At 71.7% G+C, this 26,061-nt stretch carries 23 protein-coding genes, 1 tRNA gene and 1 pseudogene; 10 read left to right on the plus strand and 15 right to left on the minus strand.

Annotation, left to right across the window (positions count from 1 at the left end):
- Positions 1–34 precede the first annotated feature (34 nt).
- Complete coding sequence (gene pyrE, locus JIN95_RS02305) at positions 35–583, plus strand: orotate phosphoribosyltransferase (protein WP_198951511.1); 549 nt, start codon at positions 35–37, stop codon at positions 581–583.
- Positions 584–602: 19 nt separating this feature from the next.
- Here pyrE and JIN95_RS02310 read toward each other — a convergent pair whose 3' ends face one another.
- On the minus strand, positions 603–1,565 hold the full coding sequence (locus JIN95_RS02310) for a MoxR family ATPase (protein ID WP_200530403.1): 963 nt from the start codon (positions 1,563–1,565) through the stop codon (positions 603–605).
- Between the two features lie 141 nt (positions 1,566–1,706).
- On the opposite strand from JIN95_RS02310, the gene JIN95_RS02315 reads away from it, so the two are divergent.
- Positions 1,707–1,791: transfer RNA gene (locus JIN95_RS02315), tRNA-Ser, on the plus strand.
- Positions 1,792–1,852: 61 nt separating this feature from the next.
- On the opposite strand, the gene JIN95_RS02320 is transcribed toward JIN95_RS02315, so the two are convergent.
- Positions 1,853–2,164, minus strand: a complete 312-nt coding sequence (locus JIN95_RS02320; RefSeq protein ID WP_050026694.1) for a hypothetical protein — start codon at positions 2,162–2,164, stop codon at positions 1,853–1,855.
- Between the two features lie 85 nt (positions 2,165–2,249).
- Positions 2,250–3,797 (minus strand): (R)-citramalate synthase, encoded by a 1,548-nt coding sequence (locus tag JIN95_RS02325; protein ID WP_200530404.1) that lies wholly within the window; start codon positions 3,795–3,797, stop codon positions 2,250–2,252.
- Positions 3,798–4,078: 281 nt separating this feature from the next.
- On the opposite strand from JIN95_RS02325, the gene JIN95_RS02330 reads away from it, so the two are divergent.
- On the plus strand, positions 4,079–4,567 hold the full coding sequence (locus tag JIN95_RS02330; protein WP_095636335.1) for a cupin domain-containing protein: 489 nt from the start codon (positions 4,079–4,081) through the stop codon (positions 4,565–4,567).
- Positions 4,568–4,573: 6 nt separating this feature from the next.
- On the opposite strand, the gene JIN95_RS02335 is transcribed toward JIN95_RS02330, so the two are convergent.
- The 3 genes from JIN95_RS02335 to ppsA all read right to left on the minus strand — a co-directional run bounded on the left by JIN95_RS02335 (position 4,574) and on the right by ppsA (position 8,927).
- Positions 4,574–5,236 (minus strand): Dna2/Cas4 domain-containing protein, encoded by a 663-nt coding sequence (locus JIN95_RS02335; RefSeq protein WP_200530405.1) that lies wholly within the window; start codon positions 5,234–5,236, stop codon positions 4,574–4,576.
- Positions 5,237–5,457: 221 nt separating this feature from the next.
- A complete protein-coding gene (gene mfnA, locus JIN95_RS02340; protein ID WP_200530406.1) occupies positions 5,458–6,525 on the minus strand; it encodes a tyrosine decarboxylase MfnA in 1,068 nt (355 codons plus the stop codon).
- A gap of 80 nt (positions 6,526–6,605) precedes the next feature.
- On the minus strand, positions 6,606–8,927 hold the full coding sequence (gene ppsA / locus JIN95_RS02345) for a phosphoenolpyruvate synthase (RefSeq protein ID WP_200530407.1): 2,322 nt from the start codon (positions 8,925–8,927) through the stop codon (positions 6,606–6,608).
- A 321-nt stretch (positions 8,928–9,248) separates the two neighbouring features.
- On the opposite strand from ppsA, the gene JIN95_RS02350 reads away from it, so the two are divergent.
- From JIN95_RS02350 to JIN95_RS16295, 3 genes are all read left to right on the plus strand, one after another.
- The gene (locus JIN95_RS02350) at positions 9,249–13,334 is read left to right on the plus strand and encodes a S8 family serine peptidase (protein WP_200530408.1); all 4,086 of its coding nucleotides are present in this window, start codon (positions 9,249–9,251) and stop codon (positions 13,332–13,334) included.
- 244 nt (positions 13,335–13,578) lie between these two features.
- Positions 13,579–14,160, plus strand: coding sequence for a cohesin domain-containing protein (locus JIN95_RS16290; protein WP_234699149.1), 582 nt, complete (start codon positions 13,579–13,581; stop codon positions 14,158–14,160).
- Positions 14,157–14,852: a PGF-pre-PGF domain-containing protein gene (locus JIN95_RS16295; RefSeq protein WP_321169249.1), complete on the plus strand. Its 696-nt coding sequence runs from the start codon at positions 14,157–14,159 to the stop codon at positions 14,850–14,852. Before JIN95_RS16290 ends, JIN95_RS16295 begins: the two co-directional genes overlap by 4 nt.
- A 263-nt stretch (positions 14,853–15,115) precedes the next feature.
- On the opposite strand, the gene JIN95_RS02360 is transcribed toward JIN95_RS16295, so the two are convergent.
- The 3 genes from JIN95_RS02360 to JIN95_RS02370 form a co-directional block, all read right to left on the minus strand.
- A complete protein-coding gene (locus tag JIN95_RS02360; RefSeq protein WP_200530409.1) occupies positions 15,116–15,745 on the minus strand; it encodes a hypothetical protein in 630 nt (209 codons plus the stop codon).
- A gap of 137 nt (positions 15,746–15,882) precedes the next feature.
- Positions 15,883–16,494, minus strand: a complete 612-nt coding sequence (locus tag JIN95_RS02365) for a hypothetical protein (RefSeq protein ID WP_095636342.1) — start codon at positions 16,492–16,494, stop codon at positions 15,883–15,885.
- Entirely contained in the window at positions 16,491–17,258 is a 768-nt protein-coding gene (locus tag JIN95_RS02370; protein WP_095636343.1) for a P-loop NTPase, read from the minus strand. Before JIN95_RS02370 ends, JIN95_RS02365 begins: the two co-directional genes overlap by 4 nt.
- 136 nt (positions 17,259–17,394) lie before the next feature.
- Here JIN95_RS02370 and JIN95_RS02375 point away from each other — a divergent pair, with 136 nt between their 5' ends.
- Positions 17,395–18,726 carry a rhodanese-like domain-containing protein gene (locus JIN95_RS02375; protein ID WP_200530410.1) on the plus strand — a complete coding sequence of 444 codons (1,332 nt, stop codon included), beginning with the start codon at positions 17,395–17,397 and terminating at the stop codon, positions 18,724–18,726.
- A gap of 66 nt (positions 18,727–18,792) precedes the next feature.
- Here the strand turns inward: JIN95_RS02375 and JIN95_RS02380 are convergent, their stop codons facing one another.
- From JIN95_RS02380 to JIN95_RS02400, 5 genes are all read right to left on the minus strand, one after another.
- Positions 18,793–19,065 (minus strand): hypothetical protein, encoded by a 273-nt coding sequence (locus tag JIN95_RS02380; protein ID WP_095636345.1) that lies wholly within the window; start codon positions 19,063–19,065, stop codon positions 18,793–18,795.
- Between the two features lie 86 nt (positions 19,066–19,151).
- Positions 19,152–20,078, minus strand: coding sequence for an endonuclease V (locus tag JIN95_RS02385; protein ID WP_200530411.1), 927 nt, complete (start codon positions 20,076–20,078; stop codon positions 19,152–19,154).
- Complete coding sequence (locus JIN95_RS02390; RefSeq protein WP_095636347.1) at positions 20,079–21,053, minus strand: rhomboid family intramembrane serine protease; 975 nt, start codon at positions 21,051–21,053, stop codon at positions 20,079–20,081. It lies immediately after the preceding gene.
- Positions 21,054–21,613: 560 nt separating this feature from the next.
- Positions 21,614–22,324: a type I 3-dehydroquinate dehydratase gene (locus JIN95_RS02395; protein WP_200530412.1), complete on the minus strand. Its 711-nt coding sequence runs from the start codon at positions 22,322–22,324 to the stop codon at positions 21,614–21,616.
- A 72-nt stretch (positions 22,325–22,396) separates the two neighbouring features.
- Positions 22,397–23,371, minus strand: coding sequence for a transcription initiation factor IIB (locus JIN95_RS02400; protein ID WP_095636349.1), 975 nt, complete (start codon positions 23,369–23,371; stop codon positions 22,397–22,399).
- Positions 23,372–23,572: 201 nt separating this feature from the next.
- On the opposite strand from JIN95_RS02400, the pseudogene JIN95_RS02405 reads away from it, so the two are divergent.
- From JIN95_RS02405 to JIN95_RS02415, 3 genes and pseudogenes are all read left to right on the plus strand, one after another.
- Positions 23,573–24,348, plus strand: a pseudogene (locus JIN95_RS02405) (helical backbone metal receptor).
- Positions 24,349–24,359: 11 nt separating this feature from the next.
- Positions 24,360–24,941: an inosine/xanthosine triphosphatase gene (locus JIN95_RS02410; protein ID WP_200530413.1), complete on the plus strand. Its 582-nt coding sequence runs from the start codon at positions 24,360–24,362 to the stop codon at positions 24,939–24,941.
- A 190-nt stretch (positions 24,942–25,131) separates the two neighbouring features.
- Positions 25,132–25,386 (plus strand): hypothetical protein, encoded by a 255-nt coding sequence (locus JIN95_RS02415; RefSeq protein WP_095636352.1) that lies wholly within the window; start codon positions 25,132–25,134, stop codon positions 25,384–25,386.
- A 41-nt stretch (positions 25,387–25,427) separates the two neighbouring features.
- Here JIN95_RS02415 and JIN95_RS02420 read toward each other — a convergent pair whose 3' ends face one another.
- Positions 25,428–26,045 (minus strand): MarR family transcriptional regulator, encoded by a 618-nt coding sequence (locus JIN95_RS02420; RefSeq protein WP_095636353.1) that lies wholly within the window; start codon positions 26,043–26,045, stop codon positions 25,428–25,430.
- Positions 26,046–26,061: the final 16 nt, after the last annotated feature.

The following is a 26,061-nucleotide window of genomic DNA, read 5'->3' on the forward strand; positions in this document are numbered from 1 at the left end:
CCCGTTTATGGTCGCCGACGCGCCCTGTCTCGGTATGACCGACGACGAGCGACGGAGCGAGCTCATCGCCGCGCTGCGGGCGGCCGACGCCGTCCGGTTCGGCGAGTTCGAGCTCTCGCACGGCGGAACGAGCGACTACTACGTCGACAAGTACCTCTTCGAGACCGATCCGGACGCGCTCCGGCTCGTGAGCGAGGCGTTCGCGGCCCGGCTCGCCGACACGGACGCGAAGCTCGCGGGCGTCGCGCTCGGCGCAGTCCCCCTCGTGGCCGTCACGGCCGCCGAGATGGGCCGCCCCTACGTCATCGCGCGCAAGCAGGCGAAGGAGTACGGCACGGGGAACCGCATCGAGGGCCGGCTCGACGAGGGCGAGGAGGTCGTCGTGTTAGAGGACATCGCCACGACCGGGCAGTCCGCGGTCGACGCCGTCGAGGCGCTCCGCGAGGCGGGCGCGACGGTGAACCGCGTGCTCGTGGTCGTCGACCGCGAGGAGGGCGCCGAGGAACTGCTGGCCGAGCACGACATCGAACTGGAGTCGCTGCTGACGGCGACGGAACTGCTGGCGGAGCGGGACGCGGAGTAATCCGCGCCTTCTTTCTGGTTCACGCCTCGGCGGCGTCCACCGTCGGCACCGCGACCCGGTCGAGCACGTCGGCGATCACGTCGCGCTTGTCGGCGTCGTTGACGGCGGCGTCCGGCGTCAACACGAGCCGGTGGGCGAGCGTCGGCTCCGCGACGCGTTTCACGTCGTCCGGCGTGACGAACTCCCGACCGGCGATCACCGCGGCCGCCCGCGCCGTCTCGAAGAGCCGCTGCGTGCCGCGGGGGGAGACGCCGACGTCGACGCGACGATCCGTCCGGGTCGCCCGGGCGACCGACGCCACGTACTCCAGCAGGTCGTCGTCGACGCGGACCGTCTCGGGCACCTCGCGGAGGTCGGACACGGCGTCCGGATCGAGCACGCGCTCGACCGTCGGGGCCTGCGCGACGCGGCCCGCCCGCCGCCGAAGCAGCTCGACCTCCCCCTCGTCGTCGGGGTAGCCGATCGACGTCTTGATCGCGAAGCGGTCGAGCTGGGCCTCGGGGAGGGGGAACGCGCCCTCGCTCTCGACGGGGTTCTGGGTCGCGATGACGTAGAACGGGTCCGGAAGGTCGTGGGTCTCGCCGTCGACGGTCACCTGTCCCTCCTCCATCGCCTCCAGGAGGGCCGCCTGCGTCTTCGGCGGCGCGCGGTTGATCTCGTCGGCGAGCACGACGTTCGCGAAGATCGGCCCGGGGGAAAACGAGAAGGAGCCGTCGCGCTCGTCGAACACGTTGGTCCCGGTCACGTCGCTCGGGAGGAGGTCGGGCGTGAACTGGACCCGCGAGAACTCCAGTCCGAGCGCGGCCGCGAACGAGCGCGCCGAGAGGGTCTTTCCGGTGCCGGGCACGTCTTCCAGGAGGACGTGGCCGCGAGCGAGGATGCCGAGGGTGACGCGGTCGAGGAACTCGCGGTCGGCCACGACCGCGCCGCCGACCTCGTCGACGACGCGGGAGCAGGCCGCCGCGGCTTCGGGGACGTCCATACCGCCACCACGCGATCCGCGCCGAAAAGCGTTGCCGGCGGGTCGCCCCGTTGCCGGCGGGTACCCCGGTCGCGGGACGGCGCCGACACCGCCGTCGGCGATCGAAACGCATAACAGCGGAACCGGCCAACCGATGAATGAGCCGAGGTAGCCTAGCCTGGCCAAGGCGGTAGATTCGAAATCTACTGTCCATTCGGACACCGGAGTTCAAATCTCCGCCTCGGCGCTTCTCTCCGGACGCTCGACCCGCGAGCGACGGCGCTCGTTCTGCCGATCGCGACGGCCGCCTACGGCTCCCCGCCCAGCGACTCCTGCTCGGGCGCGGTGTCGCCCCGGAGCCGCCGGCGGCGCTTGTCGTAGGCCGCTTCGAGCTTCGCGTTGGTCGCCCGCGAGACGAGGTAGAGGTCGGCGTCGTCGCCGTCGCGGGGGTGCGCGCTCGCGACCCAGACGTGGCCGTCGCCCGTCGAGAGGTCGTCGGCCCAGCGCTCGGCGGCCGCGCGGCTCTCGAACGCGTGGCGGGAGCCGTCCTCGAAGACGAGTCGGCCCACCTTCGCGTTGCGCTTGCGGGCTGAGGGTTTCACCGCGACGACGACGCTCACGGACGCCGTTCGGGCGGCATCGCTTAAAAACCTCGTCAGACGGCGGCGGCCGGCGGGCCGGTCAGTCCCTGCGGCGTTGCCGCCGTCAGTCGTCCGCGACCGCGCCCGGATCCGCGTCCGCGGCGTCGGCGGCCGCCGCCAGCAGGCGGTCGAGCCCGTCGACCATCGCGACGACGCTGGCGCGGGTGATGTCGGCGTCGGTCGAGGAGACGCTGACGGAGCGATCCCCCCGCGAGAGGTCGACCTCGACGGTGACGACGGCGTCGGTCCCGCCCGTGATCGCGTCGACGTGGTAGGAGTCGAGCTCGAAGGAGACGCCCTCACCGGCGCCGTCGCCGGCCAGCGCGGTCCGAACCGCCTCCAGTCCGGCGTCGACGGGGCCGGACCCGGTGCCGGAGGCGACGCGTTCCTCGTCGCCGACGCGGAGCCGGACCGAGGCCGTCGGGAGGTTCCCGCCGGAGGTGGCCGACAGGTCGACGAGCTCGACGTGTCGGTCGCGCTCGCGGCCCTGCACGTCCTCGGTGATCGCGAGCAGGTCGGCGTCGGTGACGCGCTTCCCGCGGTCGCCGAGCTCCTTCACGCGGCTCACGACCTCGCTCAGCTCGTCGTCGTCGACCGCCACGTCGTGCTCCGCGAGGGCCGCCTTGACCCCCGCGCGCCCGGCGTGTTTGCCGAGGACGAGCCGCCGCTCGCGCCCCACCGTCTCGGGCGGGTACGGCTCGTACATCGTCCCGTCCTTCAGGGTTCCGTCGGTGTGGATCCCCGACTCGTGGGCGAAGGCGTTGGCGCCGCAGACCGCCTTGTTCGGCGGGAGCGCGACGCCGGTCGCCTCGCTCACGGTCCGACAGAGCCGGTAGAGCCGCTCCAGTTCGACCGTGTCGACGTCGTACGACTGGTCGAGCGCGATGGCGACTTCCTCTAGGGCGACGTTGCCGGCGCGCTCGCCGACGCCCATGACGGTTCCGTGGACGGTGTCGGCGCCCGCCTTCAGGCCGGCGTGGACGTTCGCCACGCCGAAGCCGAGGTCGTCGTGCGTGTGGAGGCTCGTCGGGCCGCGGTCGGCGAGCCGGGAGACGACCTCCGCGGTGCGCTCCGGGTCGGCCGCGCCGACGGTGTCGCAGTAGCAGATCCGGTCGGCGCCGGCGTCGAGCCCCGCGCCGAGCAGGCGTTCGAGGTAGTCGAGGTCGGCGCGGGAGCCGTCCTCGCCGAGCACCTCGACCCACAGCCCGTGGTCTTTGGCGTACTCGACGAGCTCGACCGTCGTTTCGACCACGTCGTCGCGGGTCGAGCCGACCTTCGTCTCGACGTGTTTGTCCGAGGCGGGGACGACGAGGTTGATCCCGTCGACGCCGCAGTCGAGCGCGTGGTCGACGTCCCGCTTCACGCCACGGGCGAAGCTCGTCACGGTCGCGTCGAGCCCCTCGTCGGCGACCCGCCGGATCGCCTCGCGTTCGCCCTCCGAGGTGCACGCCGAGCCGGCCTCGATCAGGTGCATCCCGGCCGCGTCGAGCTCGCGGGCGATGTCGACCTTCTCGGCCGGCGTCAGCGAGACGCCGGGCATCTGCTCGCCGTCGCGCAGGGTGGTGTCTAACAGCTGTACCTCGTCAAGTGCGGTGAGTTGTGTTCGGGTCAAAAGGGTGTCCGTCGGCTCGTCGGTGGGTTCGGGGCCGGTACCGCCGCGGGGCGGTCGCGCCCCGGAGTCGTTATCGTCGGAGAATTTCGCGGCCAGCCGCCGCGAGGCGACTTCCTCTATCCCCCGAACGATCACGATCGTCTCGTGTCATTCGTGTCCGTGCCGACGAGTCTCACACGGATAAGTCGTCGGGTCGCGACAGCTTTGGCCGGGCAGAGGTCACGACGCGCTCGCTCTCCCGCCGGGGACACGGTTATACGGCCGCCCTCGGACGGATCGGTATGCGGAAAACCGCGATCGACGACGTCGACGTCGTCACGAATCCGATGGGCGTCCACGACGTGCGGAAGCCGGTTTCCCGAGCGCTCGGGGCCGACCACGTCGCGATGAACTACTTCGAGCTCGCCCCCGGCGACGCCTTCTCGGGCGGGCTCCACACGCACGGCGATCAGGAGGAGATCTTCTACGTGCTCTCTGGGACCGCCACGTTCGAGGTGGGCCGCGAGCGCGAGCAGGTCGACGTGGAGGCCGGCGAGCTGATCCGGTTCGCGCCGGGTGAGTTCCAGTCTGGCTTCGTGCGCGAGGACGCGGACGAGGAGGTCGTCGCGTGGGCGTTCGGGGCGCCCGGCGCGCGCCACGACTGGGACCAGATCGAGTCGGTGATCGAGTGCCGCGAGTGCGGGGAGGAGCGCACACACGCCACCGAACTGACCGACGACGGACGGTTCCGGTTCACGTGCAACGAGTGCGGCACCTCCTTCTCGCCGTAGGAGCGCTCAGCCCAACAGCGACCGGAACGACCGCCGACCGGTGCCGCATCGGTCCCGGTAGTCGCAGGCCGAACACCGGTCGTCGTCGACGCGCGACGGCGGGCCGTCGATCGCCCGGGCGGCCCGCAGCGCCCGCCGGTAGGCGGCCTTCTTCCGGGTCGTGAGCCGGACCTCGCGGACGGTCCCGACGCTCGGGTACTCGACGAGCGCGCGCGGCACCTCGCGCCCGCGCTCCCACGCCACCGCCTTGGCGACGGCGACGGCCCTGACCGCCTGCGGCTCCCAGACGCCGTTCTCCGGCGGCTCGCCCGGTGAGACCACGGTGGGGACCGGCGGATCGGAGCCCGATTCTCCGGAGAGAATCTTGTGGACCATCCCGTGGCAGTCCTTTCCGGACCGAAAGGGGCGTTCGCGCTCCGGCTCCGCGAGCTGTTCGTAGTCGTCGCGCTCGCGGAGCCGCGAGAGGTTCCGGCGGTACGCGGCGGGCGACCGGCGGATCGGAAGCCGCCGGAGCGTCGCGTCCGGCGCGCCGACGAGCGCCGGATACCGAAAGGCGAGATCGATGCGGGCGCGTGCGTCGTCCGGAACCTCCCGGCCGTCGTCGCGGCGCGCGTAGTAGAGCTGTCGCGGGCAGTAGGCCGCGCGGGCGAGGTCGCTGAAGGGGATCACGGCGGGGATGGCCGCGGTTCGGGTGAAAAGGGTCGGGACGACGGTGACTCCGATCCCTTATCCGGGATACCGGAACCAACCCCCTCGTGATCTGACCCCCGTCCCGGCGCGGTCGAGGCGGTCGCGCGGCGAGCCGCCCGGGACCGACGAGCGCCGCCTGTTCGCCATATCGACCGCGCCGCTGCGCGGTTCCCCGTCGGCCACCGCACCGCCCCCGCCGATCACTCCCGGATCCGATCGAGGTCCGCCACGAACGCCCGGAGCGCCTCCCGCGTCACGTGGGGCATACAGACGACGCGGAGTTCGCCGCGGCCCGTCCGCGAGACCTTCCAGCCCGCCTCCCGCAGCGCGTCGAACTCCGACTCGGGGAGCGCCGCGGCGACGAGCGGCAGCTCCGGGTCGACCACGTCGTACCCGCGATCGCCGAGCGCTGCCGCGAGCCACTCGGCGTTGGCGGTCGCGCGCTCGACCGCGTCGCGGTAGCCGTCCGGCCACAGCGCCTCCATCGCGGCGACCGCTCCGGCGACGCCAGCGCCGCTCCGGGTCCCGGTCAGGGTCGCCTGCGATCGCGTCTCGAGGTAGGGCGTGTCGACCGCGAGCGCGTCCAGCGCGGCGTCGTCGCGGGCGAGGAGCCCGCCGGCCGGCACCGCCGCCTGCCCGAACTTGTGGGGGTCGATCGTCAGCGTGTCGACGGCGGCGTCGCCGAACGACCACTCGGCGTCTGCGAAGGGGAGCACGAACCCGCCCCACGCCGCGTCGACGTGCATCCGCGCGCCCGCCTCGTGTGCGATTCTGGCGAGCTCCGGAATCGGGTCCACTCGGCCGTACTCGGTGCTCCCGGCGACGCCGACGACCAGCGCCGTCGCGTCGTCGACGGCCGCCTCGACGGCGTCGGTTCGGGCCCGGAAGTCGTCGTCGACGGGGACCGTTCGCAGCTCGACGTCGAGCAGCTCCGCGGCCTTGTGAAACGAGAAGTGGCCGCTCTCGGGGACGACGACGTTAACGTCACCCGCGTCGTGGCGGTTCCGCGCCGACCGGACCGCCTGTACGTTCGCCTCGGTGCCGCCGGAGGTGACGTAGCCCGCGGCGTCGGTGGGGGTCGGGTGGTCCGCGAGCGTCGCGAGCAGTTCGACCGCGCGCTCCTCCAGCGACGCCACTGCCTCGTACGTGGCCGGATCTCCCGGGTTCGTCGCGAGAAAGCGCTCGGCCGCCTCCCGGGCCGCGGGATGCGGCTCGGTGCACATCGAGGAGAGCACCCGGTCGAACGACTGCGGCTCGGGCTGCTGCATTCGACCGAACGTTGCCGCGGAGGGTCTTACCCGTTCCGCTCCGGGCGCCCCCGCTCGGACGGCTCGCCCCCGCGACGGCGTCAGCGGACCGAGTCGAGGAGGAGCCGCTGTTCGGTCCGCTTCACCTCGTGTTGCACGTCTCGCACCGCGTCGATGTTCGCCGAGATGGAGGAGACGCCCTCCTCGACGAGGAAGTCGACCATCTCCGGCTTCGACCCGGCCTGTCCGCAGATGCTGGTGTCGACGCCGAGTTCCCGGCACGTCTCGATCGTGTCGCCGATGAGCTGTAACACCGCGGGGTGCAGCTCGTCGAACCGGTCGGCGACGTGCTCGTTGTTGCGGTCGACCGCCAGCGTGTACTGCGTGAGGTCGTTCGTCCCGAAGGAGGCGAAGTCGATCCCGGCGGCCGCCAGCTCATCGATCTGCAGCGCACTCGCGGGCGTCTCGATCATCACGCCCCACCGGTGCGTCTCGGGGTCGATCCCGGCCTCGCGCATGTGGCGTTTGATCCCCTCGATGTCCTTCGCGTCGTTGACGAGGGGGAACATCACCTCCAGGTTGTCGTATCCCATCTCGTAGAGCCGGGCGAACGCGGCCAGCTCCTGGCGGAACGGCTCGGGCTTGTCGAGACTCCGGCGGATCCCGCGCCACCCGAGCATCGGGTTGTGTTCGGCGGGCTCGCCTTCGCCCCCCTCCAGCTCTCGGAACTCGTCGGTCGGGGCGTCGATGGTCCGGACCCTGACCGGTCGGGGATAGAATTCGTCGGCGACCCGCCGAACGCCCTCGATGAGCTCGTCCTGATACGCGCGGGCGCCGTGGTCGGCGATGTACTTCTCGGGGGTCTTGCCGAGCGACAGCACCATGTGTTCGATCCGGAGCAGCCCGACGCCGTCGGCGCCCGTCGCCGCGGCGCGCTCGGCGGCCTCCGGGATCGAGACGTTCACCTTCACTTCCGTCGCCGTCATCGGCTTGACGGGGGTCTCCGGCCGCGCGGCCTCGACCGGCTCGAACTCCTCGCCGGACTCGGCGTCCTCGTCGGCGCCGGCGCGGACGGTGCCCTTGTCGCCGTCGATCGTGACGTTCTGCCCGTCGCTCAGGAGTCGGGTACCGTTTCCGGTGCCGACGACGGCCGGGACGCCGAGCTCCCGCGAGATGATCGCGGCGTGGCTCGTCATCCCGCCCTCGTCCGTGACGATCCCGGCGGCCCGTTTCATCGCGGGGACCATGTCCGGCATCGTCATCTCGGTCACCATCACGTCTCCCTCCTGCACCTGGTCGAGGTGGTCGAGCTTGTGCACGATCCGGACGGTCCCGGAGACGACGCCCGGACTGGCACCGAGGCCGTCGACGAGCACGTCGGCGTCGTCGCCGTCCGCGTCACCCGCGCCCCGGTCGTCGGAAGCACCCGTCTTCCTCCCGGCCGCGTTGCTCTCGTCGTCGCCCTCGTCGTCCGCCCGGATCGTCGTGATCGGACGCGACTGCAGCATGTACACCTCGCCGTCGTAGATCGCCCACTCCACGTCCTGTGGCGTCCCGTAGTGGTCCTCGACGCGCTTGCCGAGTTCGACGAGTTCCCCGATCTCCGCGTCCGAGAGCACCCGACTGTTCCGGCGGTCGTCGTCGACGTCCAGCGTGACGGTCTCGCCCGTCTCGTCGTCTTTGACCATCTCCACCTTCTTGTCCGCGACCGTCACCTCGTCGACGACGCCCCGTTCGCGGTCGTACACGTAGTTGTCGGGCGAGACCGTTCCGGAGACGACCGCCTCGCCGAGCCCCCACGCCGCCTCGATCGTGATCTGCGGATCGCCGGTCGAGGGGTGGCTAGTGAACATCACGCCGGACTTCTCGGCGTCGACCATCCGCTGAACGACGACCGCGATGTCGACCTCCGCGTGCGGGAACCCCCGCTGCTGGCGGTAGTAGATCGCGCGCTGGGTGAAAAGCGAGGCCCAACACTCCTTCACCCGCCGGATCAGGTCCTGCTCTCGGACGTTGAGAAAGGTCTCCTGCTGGCCGGCGAACGAGGAGTCGGGGAGGTCCTCGGCGGTCGCGGAGGAACGAACGGCGACGAACGCCTCCTCGCCGTCGTCGCCCATCGCCCGGTACCGCTCGACGATCTCCTCGCGGACGTCGTCTGGGAGCGGCGTCTCCAAGATCAGCTCCGCCGCGGTCTCCTCGGCCTCCCGGAGCGCGGCGGAGTCCTCTGGGTCGACGTCGACCGCGGCGAACAGCTCCTCGTCGATTTCCGCCTCCTCGATGAAGGTGCGGTACGTGCCCGCCGTGACGGTGAACCCCGGGGGAACCGGGAGTCCCGCGCCGATGAGTTCGCCGAGCGAAGCCGCCTTCCCGCCGACGGTTCCCACGTCGTCGGCGTCGACATCCTCGAGCCAGAGTACTGCCATTCGTGTGCTCGGAGGATCCGCGAGCCGACGTATGAAGCTTCCGGACTGCGCAACTGTGAATAAAAGATTACTCGCGGTCGAGTGATCGCCGCCACCCGGACGCGTCTCCGATACGATCGCTCCGAGCCGACGCGCTCCCCGGCCGGGAAGCCGCGCCGTTCCGCCGGCCGACCGGTTGTCCGTCACCGAGATGTTCAAAGCCATGCCGCGAAATCCGTCTATACTCCCGTTCCATCCGAGTGAAAACGCCGTATTCACTCAATAATCATATTCCAATCGTGCTATTTGTTCGCTACCTCCGACAGCGGAGGCGGCCCATCGATGACACACACCACGAAACGAGTCTTTGCCACCCTCTTCGCGGCCGTGATGGTCGCGTCCATGTTCGCGCCGACAGCGGGTGCGGCGGCGGTCATGGACCAGGACGGCGGCGACGCGCTCGACGCCGGACCGTCCGCTATCGACGCAGACGTACAGCCACAGACAGAAACCACACCGGCGACGAACCAGAGCGAGCGAGCCGAGCGGAAGGCCGAGGCGTTCGACCGCGGGACGCGGCTCGCACCCGGGTCGGACCGGTCGGGAATCCATCCGGCCCTCCGGTCGGCCAGCGGCGAGACGGTGGTCGTGATCACCGTCGAGCGGGGTCTCGATCCGCGGACGCTGTCGGCCGACGAGTCGGCGGCGCTCGACCGGATCAAGGCCGATTCACGGGCGACCCAACGACCGGTCGTGGACGCGCTGAACACCCTCGGCGCCGACGTCCGGAACCAGTTCTGGGCGGGGAACGTCGTCACCGCCGAGGTCGACTTCGACGCGACCGACGCCAAGCGATTAACGGCCATCGAGGGCGTCAAAGCTGTGTCGCCGAACGTCAGATACGTGCGGCCCGATCCGCCGGCCGGCGCGGAGGGCGGCGTCGACGCCGCGAGCCACGACGGCGAGGTCACCTACGGCCTCGATCAGATCGAGGTCCCCGAGTTCGAAGACGAGTTCGGCGTCCAGGGCGAGGGCGCCACCGTCATGATCGGCGACGACGGGATCAGCAACCCCGAGGAGGGGCATCCCGATCTCGAGTTCGCCGAGGAGGCGATCGTCGCGAACGGGACCGTCGACGAGGGGACCCTCGTCGGCGGCACCGAGGGCGCGCACGGCGAACACACCGCGGGCACCGCGACCGGCGCGGCGCATCCGGCCGGCGACGTGCCGCGGTACGGCGTCGCGCCCGAGGCCGACCTGCTGATGGCCGACGTGTTCGCGGGCGGCGGCGCGTACACCGAGGACATCATCGCGTCGATGGAGTGGGCGGCCGAAAACGACGCCGACGCCGCGAGCTTCAGCCTCGGCCTCCCCTCCTCGACCGGGCAGTCGACGTTCCAGCCCGCCTACGTCGAGACGATCGAGGACGTGAACGCGGCCGGAACGGTCGCGGTCGTCTCGGCGGGCAACTCCGGCAGCGGCGACGCCGGCGGGCCGGTCACCTCGCCGGCCACGAACTTCCGGTCGGCCACGGTCGGCGCCTCGACCGCCGCGGGCGACATCGCGGCGTTCTCAAGCGGCGCCGTCGTCACCGACGACCGCGTCGAGGTCGTCGGCGAGGGGGAGCTCCCTGACACCTTCCCGCACGAGTACGTCAAGCCGGACGTTTCGGCCCCTGGACAGGACGTGTTGAGCTCCGGGCCGCTCGGCGGCGACATCGGCGACCCGAACGCGACGTACTCCACCGCCAGCGGCACGTCGATGGCGGCCCCCCACTACGCGGGCGCCGTCGCGCTGCTGCAGTCGGCCACGGACGAGGACCTCTCGCCCGGGGTGATACAGGCGGCGCTCGCGGAGACCGCAGAGAAGCCCGACAACGAGTTCCCGAGCGCCGACGGACGCGACATCCGGTACGGAACCGGCGTCGTGGACGTGCACGCGGCCGCGCAGGCGCTGAACGAGACGCAGACGGTCGCGGGGACCGTCACCGACAACGCGACCGGCGAGCCGATCGTCGGCGCGACCGTCGGCACCGACGCCGGCGCCCTGACGACGACGGACGAGAACGGCTCGTACGTCCTCGAAACCACCGAAGAGCCGGCGACGGTCACGGTCGACCAGTTCGGCTACGCCGCGCAGACGACCGAGGCGAGCGGGGGCGCGACGACCGACGTCGCGCTCGAGCCCGAACTCGCCGTCGACCTGATCGAGGGACAACCGGCGTTCGCGGAGACCGGCGGATCGGTCGAACTCGTCGTCGACGTGCGCAACCTCGACTCGCTGACGATCGATCTCTCCGACGACTCCGGGCTCAACGAGTCCGACCTGACGGTCTCGGTCGCTGGCGACGAGGTCGATCTGGGCAACGAGACGGAACTCGGCGGGCTCTCCGCCGACGCCGTTCCGGTCACGGTCGAGATCGCGGACGACGCGCCGACCGGCGAGACGTTCGCGCTCGAACACACCTTCGCCGGCCTCGGCGACGAGGTGACGGTTCAGACCGGTCCCACGGAGACGGTCGACGAACTGCAGGGGCCGGAGTTCGAGGTCACGTCGATCGACGTTCAGGACGCGGTCACGCCCGAGGAGTCGATGCTCATCACGGCGACCGTCGAGAACTTCGTCTTCTTCCCGCCGAGCGACGTCTCGGACCTCGCGCCGGGCGAGACGCAGACGTTCGAGACCAACTTCGGCTCGATCGCGGCCATCAACGCCGCGCTCGGTACGGAGTTCGGTCCGGGCGACGAGCTGGAGGCGGTCCAGCAGGTCGGCGAGAGCCTCGACCCGACGGCGCCTCCGGACCCGGTCGTCGAGGACGAGGCGACCGCTCCGTTCGCGGTCGTTGCGGAGGGAACGTCCTTCCGGGTCAGTAACCTCACGGCGCCCGAGAGCGCCGACGCCGGCGCCTCGATCGACGTGAGCGCCGACGTGACGAACGTCGGTGAGGCGAGCGGCGAGCAGTCCGTCGACTTCGTGTTCGACGGCGCCGTCGCCGCGAGCCGGAACGTCTCGCTCGACTCGCAGGAGACCCGGACGGTCACCTTCGAAGACGTGGGGCTGCCGGACACCGACGGGACGTTCGAACACGGCGTGTTCACCGCGGACGACGGGCAGACCGCACCGATCGTCGTCGGCGACGTGCCGACGCGGACCGTCGCCGTCGTCGACGACGCGGGCGAGTTCGGCGACGGCGTCGCCGGCACGCTCGACGACCGGCTTCCGGCGAACTACGACGTCTCGACGACGACGGCGGACGCGGTCGCGAACGGCGACGCCGACGCCGACGTGGTCGTGGTCCAGAACGTCGCGCCGACGTCCGCGCCCGCCCTCGTCGACGCGGTCGAGGGGAGCGGCGTCGGCGCCGTCTGGCTCGACCAGTGGGGCGGCGAAAGCAACGGCGTCCCCGCGCGGTCGTCCGTCACGGGCGACCCGGCCGAGACGTTCGAGGGCGACGGCGTGCCGACGCCGATCGCCTACTCCGTCCAGGCTGACCACCCGATCTTCGACGGCGTCGCCGAGCCGGGCGAGTCGGTTCCGATCCACACCGGGTCGTTCGGCGACCACACGTGGTTCAACGGCACCGACGCCGACGTGCTCGCGTCGGTCGCCGCCGACGGCGGCGCGACGGTCGCCGGCGACGCATTCGCCGTCGACGAGGCGAACAACACGGTGCTCGCCTCCTCGCTCGGCTACTCGACGTTCGCCGGCGACGCGGAGTACACGGGCGCCGCCGACGCGATCCTCGCGAACTCGGTCCGGCACGCCGCCCCCGAGGGCGACGGAACGGTCCGGTTCGGAGAGGACGAGTACGTGGTCGGTCCCGAGGAGACGACCACGCTGACCGTCGAGGCGGACGCGGAAGACGTGGCCGGCTACGAGCTCCAACTCGAGTTCGATCCGGCGAAGATCGAGGTCGAGAGCGCCGAGAGCGCGAACCTCTCCGGATCGATCTCGCGGAACATCGACAACGAGAACGGCACCGTCACCGTCGCGGAAGCGGCGGCGAACGGCGTCTCCGAGCCGGTCCTCTTCGAACTCGACGTCACCTACGTGGGCGACGAGGGCGAATCGGCCGAGCTCGCGTTCGACGGCGAGGACTCCGAGGTGCTGAACGCCGACACCGAGACGCTGGACGTCGATTACAGCGACGGCACGGTCACGAGCGGCGAACTCGGCGATGTCAACCTCGACGGGGAGATCACCGTCGCCGACGCCATCCTGACGCAGCAGTACCTCGCCGACCAGGAGCCGGCCGGCGACTTCAACGCGGCGCTGGCCGACGTCAACGGCGACGGCTCGGTCGACATCGCCGACGTGATCGCCATCCTCGACGAAGTCACCGCCGGCAACGACTCGACCTCGCCGGGAGCGGCCGGAACGGGGGTGAACGGTACCGACGCGGCCTCGCTGGCCGCCTCGCCGGCGTAACGGGGCTCGCGATCCGCGTGACCGCCTCGTAGCGCGGTCGCACGCTCCGCGACTTCGGTACCGCACGCTACCGCGCACCCGTCGCCGCTCGCGCGGCGATTTTCGTACGGCGGTAGCCGAAACGGCTTTTCGACGCCGCGGACCCGGTCCGGGTTCCGCCCCGGACGCCGACACACACCAACGAATGACGCCACACACGCCACTCGAACGCCCGGTCGCCTGTCTCGTTGTCGCGGCGGTCGCGATGGCCGCGCTCACTGCCGGTCCCGCCGCGGCCGCGACGGGCTCGACGACGGTCGAACAGGCGGATCCGGCGGGCGAACTGACCTTGGACGTAACGAACGAGACCGACGACACGGTGACCCTGACGCTCTCGACGACGGCCGAGAACGTCGCGGGGTATCAGGCGCACCTCCAGTTCGACCCCGAGGCGACCGCCGTCCAGAGCGTCTCCGGCGGCGAACCCCCCTTCTCGGCCGATCCGGTCGCCACCGTCGACAACGAGAACGGCTCCGTGCACCTCAATCAGGTCGCCGACGACAGTTCCGTCGGCACGGACGCGCCGACGATGGCGACGATCACCTTCGAGGCGGCCGACGCCCCGACCGACGTGACGTTCGTCGCGGCGGACTCGCTCGTCGCGACCAGCGAGGCCGAGGCCGTCACCGATCTCCGACGGGACGGCGTCACGCTCGACGGCGGGGGAGACGGCGGCGACGGCGGCGACGCCGGAGGTCCCGGTGGCGGGGCGCTGACGGCGGCGACGGCGGGACCGGCGGCGCGCCGTCCGGCGACGACGCGGCGCCGTCGGTCGAGGCCGACGTGACCGCGACGGCCGCCGGCGCCAGCCTCTCGGCGACCGACGTCGCCGCGGGCGCGACCGTCGAGGCGGACTTCGGCGACGCGGTCGGCGACGACGCCGTCACCGTCGACGGCCTCTCGATAGAGACGGCGAGCGACCTCGACTCGGTGACTGTCGACGCCCGCGCGCTCGACGCGGCCGACCTCCCGGACGGAACGCCGGCGCTCGACGGCGCCGGCTCCGTCTCGTACGTCGAGTTCGAGACAGCCGGCTTCGACAGCGAAGACGTTTCCTCGGCGACCGTCGCGTTCACCGCCGACGCGGAGGCGATCGGCGCCGCCCCGGAGGACGTGACGCTGTTCCGGTTCGCCGACGGCGAGTGGAACGAGCTGGAGACGACCGCGGAGGATGACGGGACGTACACCGCCGCGACGCCCGGGTTCTCCGTGTTCGCGGTCGGGTCGGGGTCCGACGGCGCGACGAACCAGGACGGCGCCGCGTCCGGCGACGACGGGACCGATGGGGACGACGGAGCGAACGCCGACGCGGACGGTACTGACGGAGGAGAGGACGGCTCTGCGGCGTCCGATCAGACCGTCGGGAGCACCAGCGGCGAGGCCGTCGTCGAGCAGTTCGGCGGGAGCCTCGTCGCGCTCGCCGGGCTCTTCGCTCTCGTCGTGCTCGCGGTCGCAGGGGTCGCGCTCGGGCGCCGCTGAGCGGCGTCCGTCTCCGTTTCCGACGCGGCGGTCCGAAACGTGGTAGAGGGCCGAAGCGTCTCGGGGAACGACGAACCGGTCGACGGCTCGTACATCTCTTCACGGGTCACTCACTGGAATACTTACCTCCCGATCGAACAACACCACCGACAACGTGTTACAGGGCCTGTAACACCACCTCTCGACCGCGAGGCCGTCGCGTTCGCCCGGCACAAACCAGGGGATCTCGTCTACGGGCGCCGATCTCCGGGTCTCGACCGCTGTCACGCCGGCGCGAGCCGCTCTCGCTCCGCGCGGAGGATCCGCTCCCAGAGGCCGAACAGGCTGCTGTCCAGTCCGTAGTCCTCGTCCACTCGTCGGACCCAGTCGTCGTCGGCGAACAGCAGCCGCTGGAACCGCCGCACCGGCTCGGAGAGCCGCTCGCGGTCGCCGCCGTAATACGACAGCGACTCCGCTCGGGTCCGCTCGACGAGCGCCGTCGGGACCTCGATGCCGTCCGCGGCCGCGACGTGCTCGAACCACTCCAGGTGCAACAGCGCGTCGGCGAGCAGGAACCGCTCCCCGAAGCCGGAGACGCGTGCGAGCGCCGGCTCGCCGTCGACGGTCACGTCCCGCGGCCGGGAGAAGCGCGGCGCGGTCACGGTCACGCTCGCGGCCTCCGCGACCGCGCCGGCGACGCGCCGGAGCCGCCACTCCCCGTACCGGACCGGCGCGATCAGGGCGAGCTCGTACCACGTCGGAAGCCACTCGCAGTACGGCTCGGAGAACCGGCCGTCGGCGAGCAGCGTCGCTGCCACGGAGCGGGCCGCCGCCGGCGACAGCGCCGACGGGCCCTCGCGGAGGTCGGCGACGACCCGCGTCCCGTCGAGGGCGTCGGTCCCCGCGAACCCCATGCCCTCGGCGACGTGGCGGGTGTACGCGCGGCTCGCGGCGTACCAGTCGGCGAAGTCGTTCGGCGCCGTCAGGCGGAGGAGGCGGAGGACGGTGATGACAGCGGTACGGGGCGGAGCGACCTAACTGCTGTGGCGGTTCAGCTGTCGAAGTTGTCGAGCCGGCTTTTCCCCGCCTCGCTCCCGTCCGCCAGCGCGTCGTCGAGTCCCCACTTCGACGCGCGCTCGGCCGCCTCGGAGCGCGCCTGTTCGCGGATCGCCTCGATCCGCTCGTCGTCCTCGAGGAACGCGGCGACCGCGTCGCCGTCGTCGTCGCCCGCGTCCAGCCGCTCCTCGGGCGCCGCCTCGCGGGTGCGGTCGGCGAGCGCCTGGTCGTCCGCGAGCTCGGTCGCCGCGGCGCCGGGCGCGACGCGGAGCGCCGCCTCCTCGTGGGCGGTCTCGAGCGCACCGTCCGCGACTGCGTACAGCTCGACCCGGTAGGGGCCGGGGACCGCGAGCTCGGCGAGTGCGTCCGGACCGCCGCTGTCGCTCACCGTGTTGTACGCGAGCACGGGGACGCCGTCCGCGAAGGTGACGACGCCGCGGGCGTCGCCCTCCAGCAGGAGCGTCTCCTGGGGGACGAGCGTCGCGTAGCCGGTCAGCTCCCGGTCGAGCGCCCGGGCGAGCGTCGTGCCCACGTCCGAGACGACGCGCGAGCGCAGCAGGTCCCCGCGGGGGATCCGCAGCTCCGGGGGCTCCGCGGTCCCGGTCATGGCGTGTCGGGGACGACCGCGCTCCGGAAGCGGTCGGCGACGGCCCCCTCGTCGCCGTCGCGCACGTCGAGCCGGGCCGCGGCCCGCCTGTAGCTGGCGGCCGGCTCGCTCTCCGGGGCGTGCGCGAGCAGGGGCTTCCCGGCGCGCCTCGCGCCCCTGACGGCGTCGCTGTCGGGGACGTTGGCGAGGACGGGACCGCCGAAGCGACGCTCCGCCTGCTCGGCCACGTCGGCGGCGTCGTCGCGGACCTTGTTGAACAGCACGCCGGCGGTCTCCGTGCCGTACGAGCGCGCGTACTCCTGGACTTTCAGCCCGTCGGAGAGCGCGGGGATCGTCGGCTCGACGACGACCACGACGCGGTCGGCGAGGACGACCGGGAGCACCGCCGACTTCGAGCCGAGCGCGGCCGGCGAGTCCAGCAGCAGCACGTCCGTGTCGCTCGCGAGCTCGGCGACGACCTCGCGGAGGCGACCCGGTTCGGCCGCCTCGAACCCCGCGAGCGACGTGCCGCAGGGGACGACGGAGAGCCCGAACCGGTCGTACGTCGCCTCGGAGACGGCCGTCGCGGTCCCCCCGACGAGGAGGTCGTGGAGGGTGACCGCGGCGTCGTCGAGCCCGGCGTGAAAGAGGAGGTTCGCCATCCCCGTGTCGGCGTCGACGACGGTGACGTCGTGCTCCTCGGCGAGCGCCATCCCCAGCGCGAGCGTGCTCGTCGTCTTCCCCGTGCCGCCCTTCCCGCTGGCGACCGCGAACGCCTCGACCATGCGCCGACGTGTCCGGTCGCCGGGCTAAAAGCTGTCCATCGCGGGCGGGCCGGGGGACGCCACCCCGGAACGGGCCGCGCGACCCGGACCCGATCCCACCGAACAGCGTTTTGCCCCTCGGTTCCAACTATCGGCCATGCCGACCGTCATCGACGCGGACGCGCTCCGCGACAGGATCGACGAGCGCCGCCGCGGCGACCGGTCGTTCGCCCTCGTCGACACGCGCCCTCGCGAGAGCTACGAGAGCTGGCGGATCGCGGACTCGATCCACTACTTCTACAAGCCGGTTCACGAGTTCGATGTCGACGACTTCGAGGCCGCGACCGGGCTCTCCGCGGACGACGCGATCGTCACGACGTGCGCGAAGGGGAAGGCCTCGCTCGCCTTCGCCGAGGCGCTCGAAGCGGCGGGCTACGACGACGTCGCGGTCGTCGCCGACGGAATGCGCGGCTGGTCGGGCGTGTACGATCGGACCGCGGTCTCGCTCCCCGACGCGGTCGACGAACCGCTCGATATCGTCCAGATCCAGCGGCGCGCGAAGGGGTGTCTCGGGTACCTCGTGGTCGGCGGGCGGGCGTCCGAGGAGCGAACCGATTCCGACGGCTCCGACCGCGTCGCCGTCGCCAATTCCGACGGCTCCGACCGCGTCGCCATCGCCGTCGACGTCTCCCGTCACGGCGACGAGTGGCGGGAGGCGGCCGCCGCGCATGACGCGTCGATCGCGGCGGTCCTCGACACCCACGTCCACGCCGACCACCTCTCCGGCGGGAGGGACCTCGCCGACGAGCTCGGGGTTCCCTACTTCCTCCCGGCGGCGGCCGCCGAGCGAGACGTGGCGTACGCGTTCGAGCCGCTCGCCCGCAACGAGGCGCTTGACGTCGGCGGGATCAGTGTGAAGGCGCTCGCGACGCCCGGCCACACCGACGACGGCGCAAGCTACCTCGTCGGGCGGTCGGCGCTGCTCACCGGCGACACGCTGTTCACCGACAGCGTCGGTCGAACGGAGCTGCAGTTCGAGGCGGGCGGCGACGCGAGCGGCGGTGACGCTACCGACGGCGACGCGACCGACCCAGAGGCCGAACCCGCCGGCGCCGCGGCGGGCGCCGAGCGGCTCTACGAGTCGCTCCACGGGACGCTGCTCGCGGAGCCCGACGACCTCGTCGTCTGCCCCGGTCACTTCGCGGTCGCGAACGACGGGACGACCGGGGAGGTCGTTCCCGGGGAGCCGGTGACGACGACGGTGGGCGCGGCGCGCCGGGGGCTCGACGTGCTCGGACTCGACCGCGAGTCGTTCGTGGAGAAGATTACGGCGACGCTGCCGGAGAAGCCGCCGAACTACGAGTCGGTCATCGCGGCGAACCGCGGCGTCGAGTCGCCGCCGGACGAGACGGCGGCGATCGAGTTAGAGCTCGGACCGAACCGGTGCGCCGCCGACGCCGGGACCGAATCGACGGCCGACGACGACTGAGCGGACTCCCGGTCGGCCTAGGCCTCCCTCCGGAGCCGTTGGATCGCTCGTCGACGGGACGGGCGGCTACTCGTCGTGGATGAAGACGAGCCGCTTCGACTCGGTGTTACAGAGGCAGAGATCGATCCCGTCGCGGGTCGCACCGATCTGCTGCCAGCCGTGGTCGCTGACGAACAGCGTCTGAAAGACGCCGCGGTCGCAGTCCGGGTTCGGACAGCCGACTCCCGCGGCGTTCTTGTACACGGTGGTCCCGCCGCCGGAGCTCTGTCGAACCAGTCCGTCCGTCAGCGAGCGGAACTCCTCGGCAGTCATCGGGCCCTCGGTCTCCTCGTCTCCCATGCGTTCGGATTCGCGGCGGATCGTATAAAAACCGCGTGTCTGTGGCAACTGATGGCACGCACGGGATCGGGTCGGGACGGCTCGCTTCACTCGGCGTCCCGCTTCGCGACGCCCGCGTAGGCGTCCGCGATCCGGGTCGGCTCCGGGAGCTTGTAGCCCGCACACAGCGCCGCGACGAACTCGACGGTCGTCGCGGCCGACACGCGGTGGCCGGGGCTCACGTACAGGGGGTTCACGCGCCGGCTGTTCGGGTACTGGCGGGACTGATAGGCGTGGCCGATGACGGCGGCGGGGGTGTCGCCGTCGGCGGCGTCGGCGGCGTCGCCGGCCCCGCCGCCCGCACTCGCCGTCTCCACCGACTCGTCCGCGCGGATCGGGGTCCGCCAGCCCTCTGGCCGCCCGTCGGTGGACTCGTCGGGCGTCCCGCACAGCAGGCTCTTTGCGACGCCGACGCTCGGCACGTCGAGCAGGACGCCGACGTGGGTCGCGACGCCGGCCTCCCGAAAGTGGATCCGGCCGGAGCCGTCACAGACCAGCAGGTCGGGCTCGGCGTCGAGGGCCTCGAGCGCCGCGAGCATCGGCTCCCCCTCTCGGAACGCGAGCAGGCCCGGGACGTACGGGATCGAGAGGGGCGTGACGGCGCTCGCGTACTCGATCACGTCGCCGCCGCGGATCGCGACCGCGGCGGAGACGGCGCGGTCCTCGCCGTCGTCGGGCGTCAGGAACGCCTGATCGATCCCGACGACGACCGGCGCGTCGGAGTTGCCGGCGGCCGACTCGCTGGTATCTGGGCGCGTTCCCGGAAGCGTCTCCTGACGCGGGTCCGGAACCCCGTCGGTCAGGTCCGCGGGCTCGTCGATCGCGACCGCTCTCGGGTCGAGGTCGTGGTCGTCCGCGAACGTCGCCGTCGCCGCCAGCTCGCGCTGGAGCGATTCCATCTCCGTGCGCGAGAGCGCGGGGTCCGGGAGGAACTCCGGGCGAGCGACTGCGTCCGGATCGACCGACGACGACATTTAAAACCGCCCGCCGGGACCGCCCGGCCCGCCGGGTCCGCGGGGCCCGCGCGCGCCCCCCATCGAGACGCCGCCCGCCCCGCCGGCGGACCGCGCGAGGCCCTCGTTGCGCTTGCCGAACGCGAGTCCGATCGCGAAGCCGATCAGGTGCGCGAGGTGCGCGATCCCGCCGACGCCGCCGGTGCCGCTCTGGATCACGAGCACCGCCGAGACGAGCGCGATCCCCCACGTCAGGTACTTGATCTTCATCGGGATGACGAAGAAGAGGAGCACCTGCATGTTCGGCCGCCAGACGGTGAGCACGCCGAGGATCGCGAACCCGGCGCCGCTGGCCCCGAGCACGCCGGTCGTCGGCGCGCCGGTCCCGATCGCGAAGAGGACGTGGCCGAGCCCGGCGAGGATCCCCGCCCCGAAGAAGAACCCGACGAAGCGCTTCGAGCCGACCGCGCGCTCGACGAGCGGGCCGAAGAACAGGATGACGATGCTGTTCCCGATGATGTGGAACAGCTGGATCCGGGAGTGCGAGAGCACCGACGTGCCCCACGTCCAGACCCGACCGATCGCGTCAGACCGGAGGACGAAGATCTGGCTGTGGACGGCCTCGCCGAAGAGGATGGTCACGGCCCACTGCGCGAGGAAGGTGACCCACATCGCGAGCAGGATCGCGTACGTCGCGTTGTTGCGGAAATAGCTCACCAGCCCGCCGGTGCTCGTCTCGCGGTCGATCCGACGCTTGACGCGGCCCGCGACGCCGGCGGACGCGCCGGCGTTCCCGCTTCCCGAGCCACCCGCGCCGCCGCCCTCGACGCTCTCGTCGAACCCGCTGTCGAAGACGCCGCCGGGGTCGTTCCACTCGGCGAGCCCCGGACAGTCGTGGTTCTCGGGCAGGCGGTGCTCGGCGCAGAACGTCTTGCCGCACCGTTTACACTGGTACGGGAGGTTCTCGTACTCCCCACACACGTCGCACGTCGCCATTGGCGGCTCTTACGGCGGCGGTCGTAAAGCGGTTTGGCTCTTTACGCGATCGGGTTCCTTGCGGTGGCCCTCGACGACCTCGGAGTCGGACGGGGCCCGATCGCTGACCGTGACATCGGCTTTGACCAGAACACCACCGAAGCCCCAGTCGCTCGGCGATACGTTGCCGCTTATAAGCAGTCGATCGGTACGGACACCACCGAAGCCCCAGTCGCTCGGCGATACGTTGCCGCTTATAAGCAGTCGATCGGTACGGACACCACCGAAGCCCCAGTCGCGAGGCGGGCGCACGCTCGCTGCGGTCCTCTTCGCTCGCTTCGCTCGCGTCTGCGGTCCTTGCTTCGCCTGCGCCTGCCTCGCGACTGCCCCTTCGAGTCCCGCCCCGTACCGCACAGCGACCGCACCTCACGCCTCCCCAGCCTCGTCGCTGGCGGCGATAGCCGCCAGCGACTCCCTCGCGCGTGCGACTCGCGCCCTGCGGGCGCTCGTCGGCACGCGCCACCGCACCGTATTCACTTATAAACAGTCACCGCATCCGAGGGAAACGACTTATAAATGGATCACTCGTCCGCTTCGCCGTCGCCGCGCAGCCCGTCCACGAGCCGTCGGAGCGTCGCGAGCGGGTACTGGCCGGGCGCGGTCGCGTTCGCGGGATCGACGGGGGCGTAGCCGATCTTCGAGCCGTAGACGGGCGCGACCGCGCGGGTGTGGCGCCCGGGCTCGCCCATGCACATCGTCGCGACGCGGTGGCCGGCCGCGGTCGCCTCGTGGGTGGCCTCCAGCATCGCGAGCGCGTCGGCCGGGGCGGTCGCCGTCGTCGCCAGCTTCCCCACGTCGCCCTCGCTCGCCGCGTCCGCGAGCAGGTCGACGAGGGTCCCCGGCTCCGGCGTCGACTCGAAGTCGTGGACGGACGCGACCACCGACACGCCCGCCTCGCGGGCGGTCTCTCGCAGCGCGGTCGCGTGCGACTCCTCCGCGCCGTCCGGGTGCGTCCCGCGCAGCGCCGCGAGCTCGACGTCGACGGCGGCGACCGCCTCGTGGCCGACCGCGGCCGAGAGCGCGTCGTACCGCCCGATCCCCTCGGCCTCGCCGCCCTCCCAGGACGCGCGGTTCGTGACGAGCAGCGGGAGCTCGCCCCCGTAGTCGTCGATCTGGTCGAGCGGGTCGCTCGCCAGGTCCATCCGGAACTCCACCGCGTCGGCGTGCTCGCGGGCGGCCGGCTCCTCCGAGAGGTCGGCCGTGCTCGCAGTCAGGACGAACTCCTCGAACATACGCGGGGCTTCCGCGGGCGGGAACTTATGTGTGTGCGTCCGGAGGGAACGGACCTGCGAAAAACGAGGCGCTTACGCGACGAGGCCGTCCTCGGCTTCGAGCAGCTCGTGGTAGCGGTTCCGGATGGTGACCTCGGAGATGTCGGCGACCTCGGAGACCGCGGCCTGCGTCGTCTTCTCGTTGGTGAGGAGCGCGGCGGCGTAGACGGCGGCGGCCGCGAGGCCCACGGGCGACTTGCCGGAGTGGACGCCCTTCTCCTTCGCGTTGCGCAGGAGGCTCTTCGCGCGCATCTCGGACTCCTCGGAGAGCTCGAGGTCGGAGGCGAACCGGGGGACGTACTGCTCGGGGTCGGCCGGCTTCACTTCGAGCTTGAGCTCGCGGACGACGTAGCGGTACGTCCGCGCGATCTCGGCCTTCTCGACGCGCGACACGTCGGCGATCTCGTCGAGGCTGCGCGGGACGCCGGCCATCCGGGCGGCGGCGTACACGCAGGAGGTGGAGACGCCCTCGATGGAGCGCCCGGGGAGGAGGTCCTCGTCGAGCGCGCGGCGGTAGATGACGGAGGCGGTCTCGCGGACGTTGTCCGGGAGCCCCTGTGCCGACGCCATCCTGTCGATCTCGCCGAGCGCCTGCTTGAGGTTCCGCTCCTTGGAGTCGCGGGTGCGGAAGCGCTCGTTCCACTTGCGGAGCCGCTGCATCTTCTGGCGCTGGCGCGCGCCGAGCGACCGGCCGTACGCGTCCTTGTCGCGCCAGTCGATGTTCGTCGAGAGCCCCTTGTCGTGCATCGTGTTGGTCGTCGGGGCGCCGACGCGGCTCTTCTCGTCCTTCTCGCGGGAGTCGAACGCGCGCCACTCCGGCCCGCGGTCGACCGAGTCCGCCTCGACGACGAGCCCGCAGTCAGCACAGACGCTCTCCCCGTGCTCCTCGTCGTTGATGACGTTCCCGCCGCATTCCGGACAGTTCAGCGTCTCGTCGGTCTGTTCCGATTCCGTCTCGTCCGTCTCCGTTCGGGAGCGACTCCCCCGCGTGTGTAATCGTTCACTCATGGCTAAACCCCCTCTCGGTAACTGAACACGGCCCGAGAGCGATCTTGTCCGATAGACGGCGGAACCGAACTTAAAACGACCGGAACGTGTCGCTCGAATCCCGACGAAAGAACACGATCTATCACGTGTTTTCGGCGACCGGCCCGATCGCCCGCCCGCCGACCGAAACGCTTGGCACGGTGGCGCTCCGATCGGTTCGCGATGAACGCCCCTCGCGTCGTCTCGCTCGCGCCGAGCGCGACGGCGACCGTGACGGCCCTCGGCGCCGCCGAGACCCTCGTCGGCGTCACGCACCACTGCGATCTCCCGGCGGACGCGGGCGCGCCCCACGAGGCCGACGTCCCCGTCGCTGTCGGCGGCTGGCTGAACCCGGACCTCGACCGCGTCGCCGACCTCGCGCCCGACATCGTCCTCACGAGCGACGGGCTGCAGTCGGAGCTCGCGGCCGACTGCCGCGACCGCGGGTTCGACGTGGCCCACCGCGAGCCGTCGACCCTCGACGAGGCGATTTCGGCCTTCGCCGCCCGCGGCGCCGACGTGGGGCGCCCCGACGCCGGCGAGCGCCTCGCGGCCGACGCGCGAGCCCGCCTCGACGCGGTCGCCGACGCGGTCGCGGACCGCCCCGCCCGACCGTCTACTGCGAGGAGTGGTCGGACCCCCCGATGGCCGCCGGCAATTGGGTCCCCGACGCCGTGCGCGCCGCCGGCGGCCGGTATCCCTTCGTCGACCCGGGCGAGCGCTCCCGCGAGGTCGACCTCGCGAGCGTCGAGCGAGCCGATCCCGACCACGTGATCGTCCACGTCTGCGGGCACGGGGACCGGATCGATCCGGCGACCGTCGAGGGACGCGACTGGGCCGTCGACGCCCCCGTCCACGTGATCGACGACTCCCTCCTCAACCAGCCGAGCCCCGCCCTGATCGACGGCGTCGAGCGGCTGGCCGGACTGTTCTATCCCGATATCGAGAGCTATTCGTAGCCCGTCGCTCGATGGTCGGTATGCGAGTCGGCGTCGGCAGCGGCAACCCGGTGAAGCGGCGCGCGGTCGAACAGGCGCTCGGCGTCGCCGCGGAACATGACTCCGAGCCCTCGCTCGTCGACGGGCTCCCCGGCGACCCGGAGGCGGTCGCGGTCGAGGCGGTCCCCGTCCCCTCGGGGGTGAGCGAACAGCCGACCGGCCACGCCGAGACGGTCGCCGGCGCAGAGAATCGGGCCGCGGCCGTTCTCGACGCGGCGGGAGACGAGTACGACCTCGGAATCGGCATCGAGGGCGGCGTCGCCCGATTCGATGGTGCAGACGGACTCTTCCTCGTCATGTGGGCCGCCGTCTCCGACGGCTCGCGGGTCGGTCGCAGCGCGGGCCCGAGCCTCGAACTCCCCGCCGCCGTCGCCGACCGGATCGACGACGGCGAGGAGCTCGGCCCGGTGATGGACCACGTCCTCGACACGAACGGGGTCGCGAAACGCGGCGGCGCCGCGGGCGCGCTCACGAACGGCCGCGTCGACCGCGCCGACGCCCTCGCGACGGCGGTCGCCGGCGCGCTGGGCCCGTTCGTCTCCGACCTGTACTGATCGGGACGGCCCGGAACGGATCTGTTCGGGGAACGGATCCGTCCGGTCCCGACTGGGGCGTTCGAGGATCGTACCGAAACGCGGGGATCGCTCCGTCTCCACGCTCCCTCTCACCGAGAAAACCGCACGACTGCGGCGTGTTAACCCGACCTACCAACCGCCTTATGTGGTGATACGACTTGTGTCCCGTATGAGCACGGTCCAACCCGACGCGGTCGCCGTCGAGTCAGCCGGCCTCTCCGCGAAACAGGCGCGTATCCTGCGGTACCTCCGCGAGAACGCCGCCGATCAGACCTACTTCAAGTCGCGACTGATCGCCGACGAGCTCGACCTCTCGGCGAAGGAGGTCGGCGCGAACATGAGCGCGGTCGCCGACGCGGCGGCCGACATCGACGTCGAGAAGTGGGGGTACTCGTCGGGGACGACGTGGATGGTCACGGCCTGACCGGAGCGTACTGACTCTCTTACCCCACAATAGGCGAGCGGTTACGGGTCGTACGCCACCAGCGACGCCGCGTCGTCGGCGAGGGCCACGGCGTCGGCGTCGAAGGAGTCGGCGTACCGGATCGCGAGCGTGAGCAGGCGCTCCGGCTCGGTCAGCGCGTACCCGTCGGACCGGTCGAGGAGTCCGGCCGCTTCGAGGTCGGCGGCGGCGGTGCTCACGGTCGGCCGAGAGACGTCGAGCTCGGCGGCCAGCTCCGCGCCCGTCGCCGTCGGGTCGCGCAACAGCGCGAGGATCATCCCCCGGGGCGTGTCGCGCCGGAGGTACCCGAGCGCGCGCTTGTCGAGATCGTCGAACCGGCCGGCCGGGAAGTACCGCCGGTAGTCGGCGTCCTTCGCCGACTCGATCTCGCCGGCCTCCTCCAGCTTCCGGAGGTGGTGCTGCGCCTCGCCGGTTCCGAGCCGGAGGTCGTCGCGGAGCTTGGAGAAGTGGGCGCCGGGCGTCGTCGGCACGTACCCGCGGATCGCCTCGCGGGTCTCGTTCGCGTCGCCCCCGGCGTCCCCGGAGTCGGCGCTCGCGGTCCCGACGAACGGCGCGGCGGCCCCGATGGCGGCGAACCGTCGGAGCGTCTCGCGTTTCCGTCCGTCGATCTCGTCGGTCACGAACCGAAGTAGTTGT

Source organism: Halorubrum sp. LN27, from assembly GCF_016635065.1.
GTDB classification, from domain to species: domain Archaea; phylum Halobacteriota; class Halobacteria; order Halobacteriales; family Haloferacaceae; genus Halorubrum; species Halorubrum salipaludis.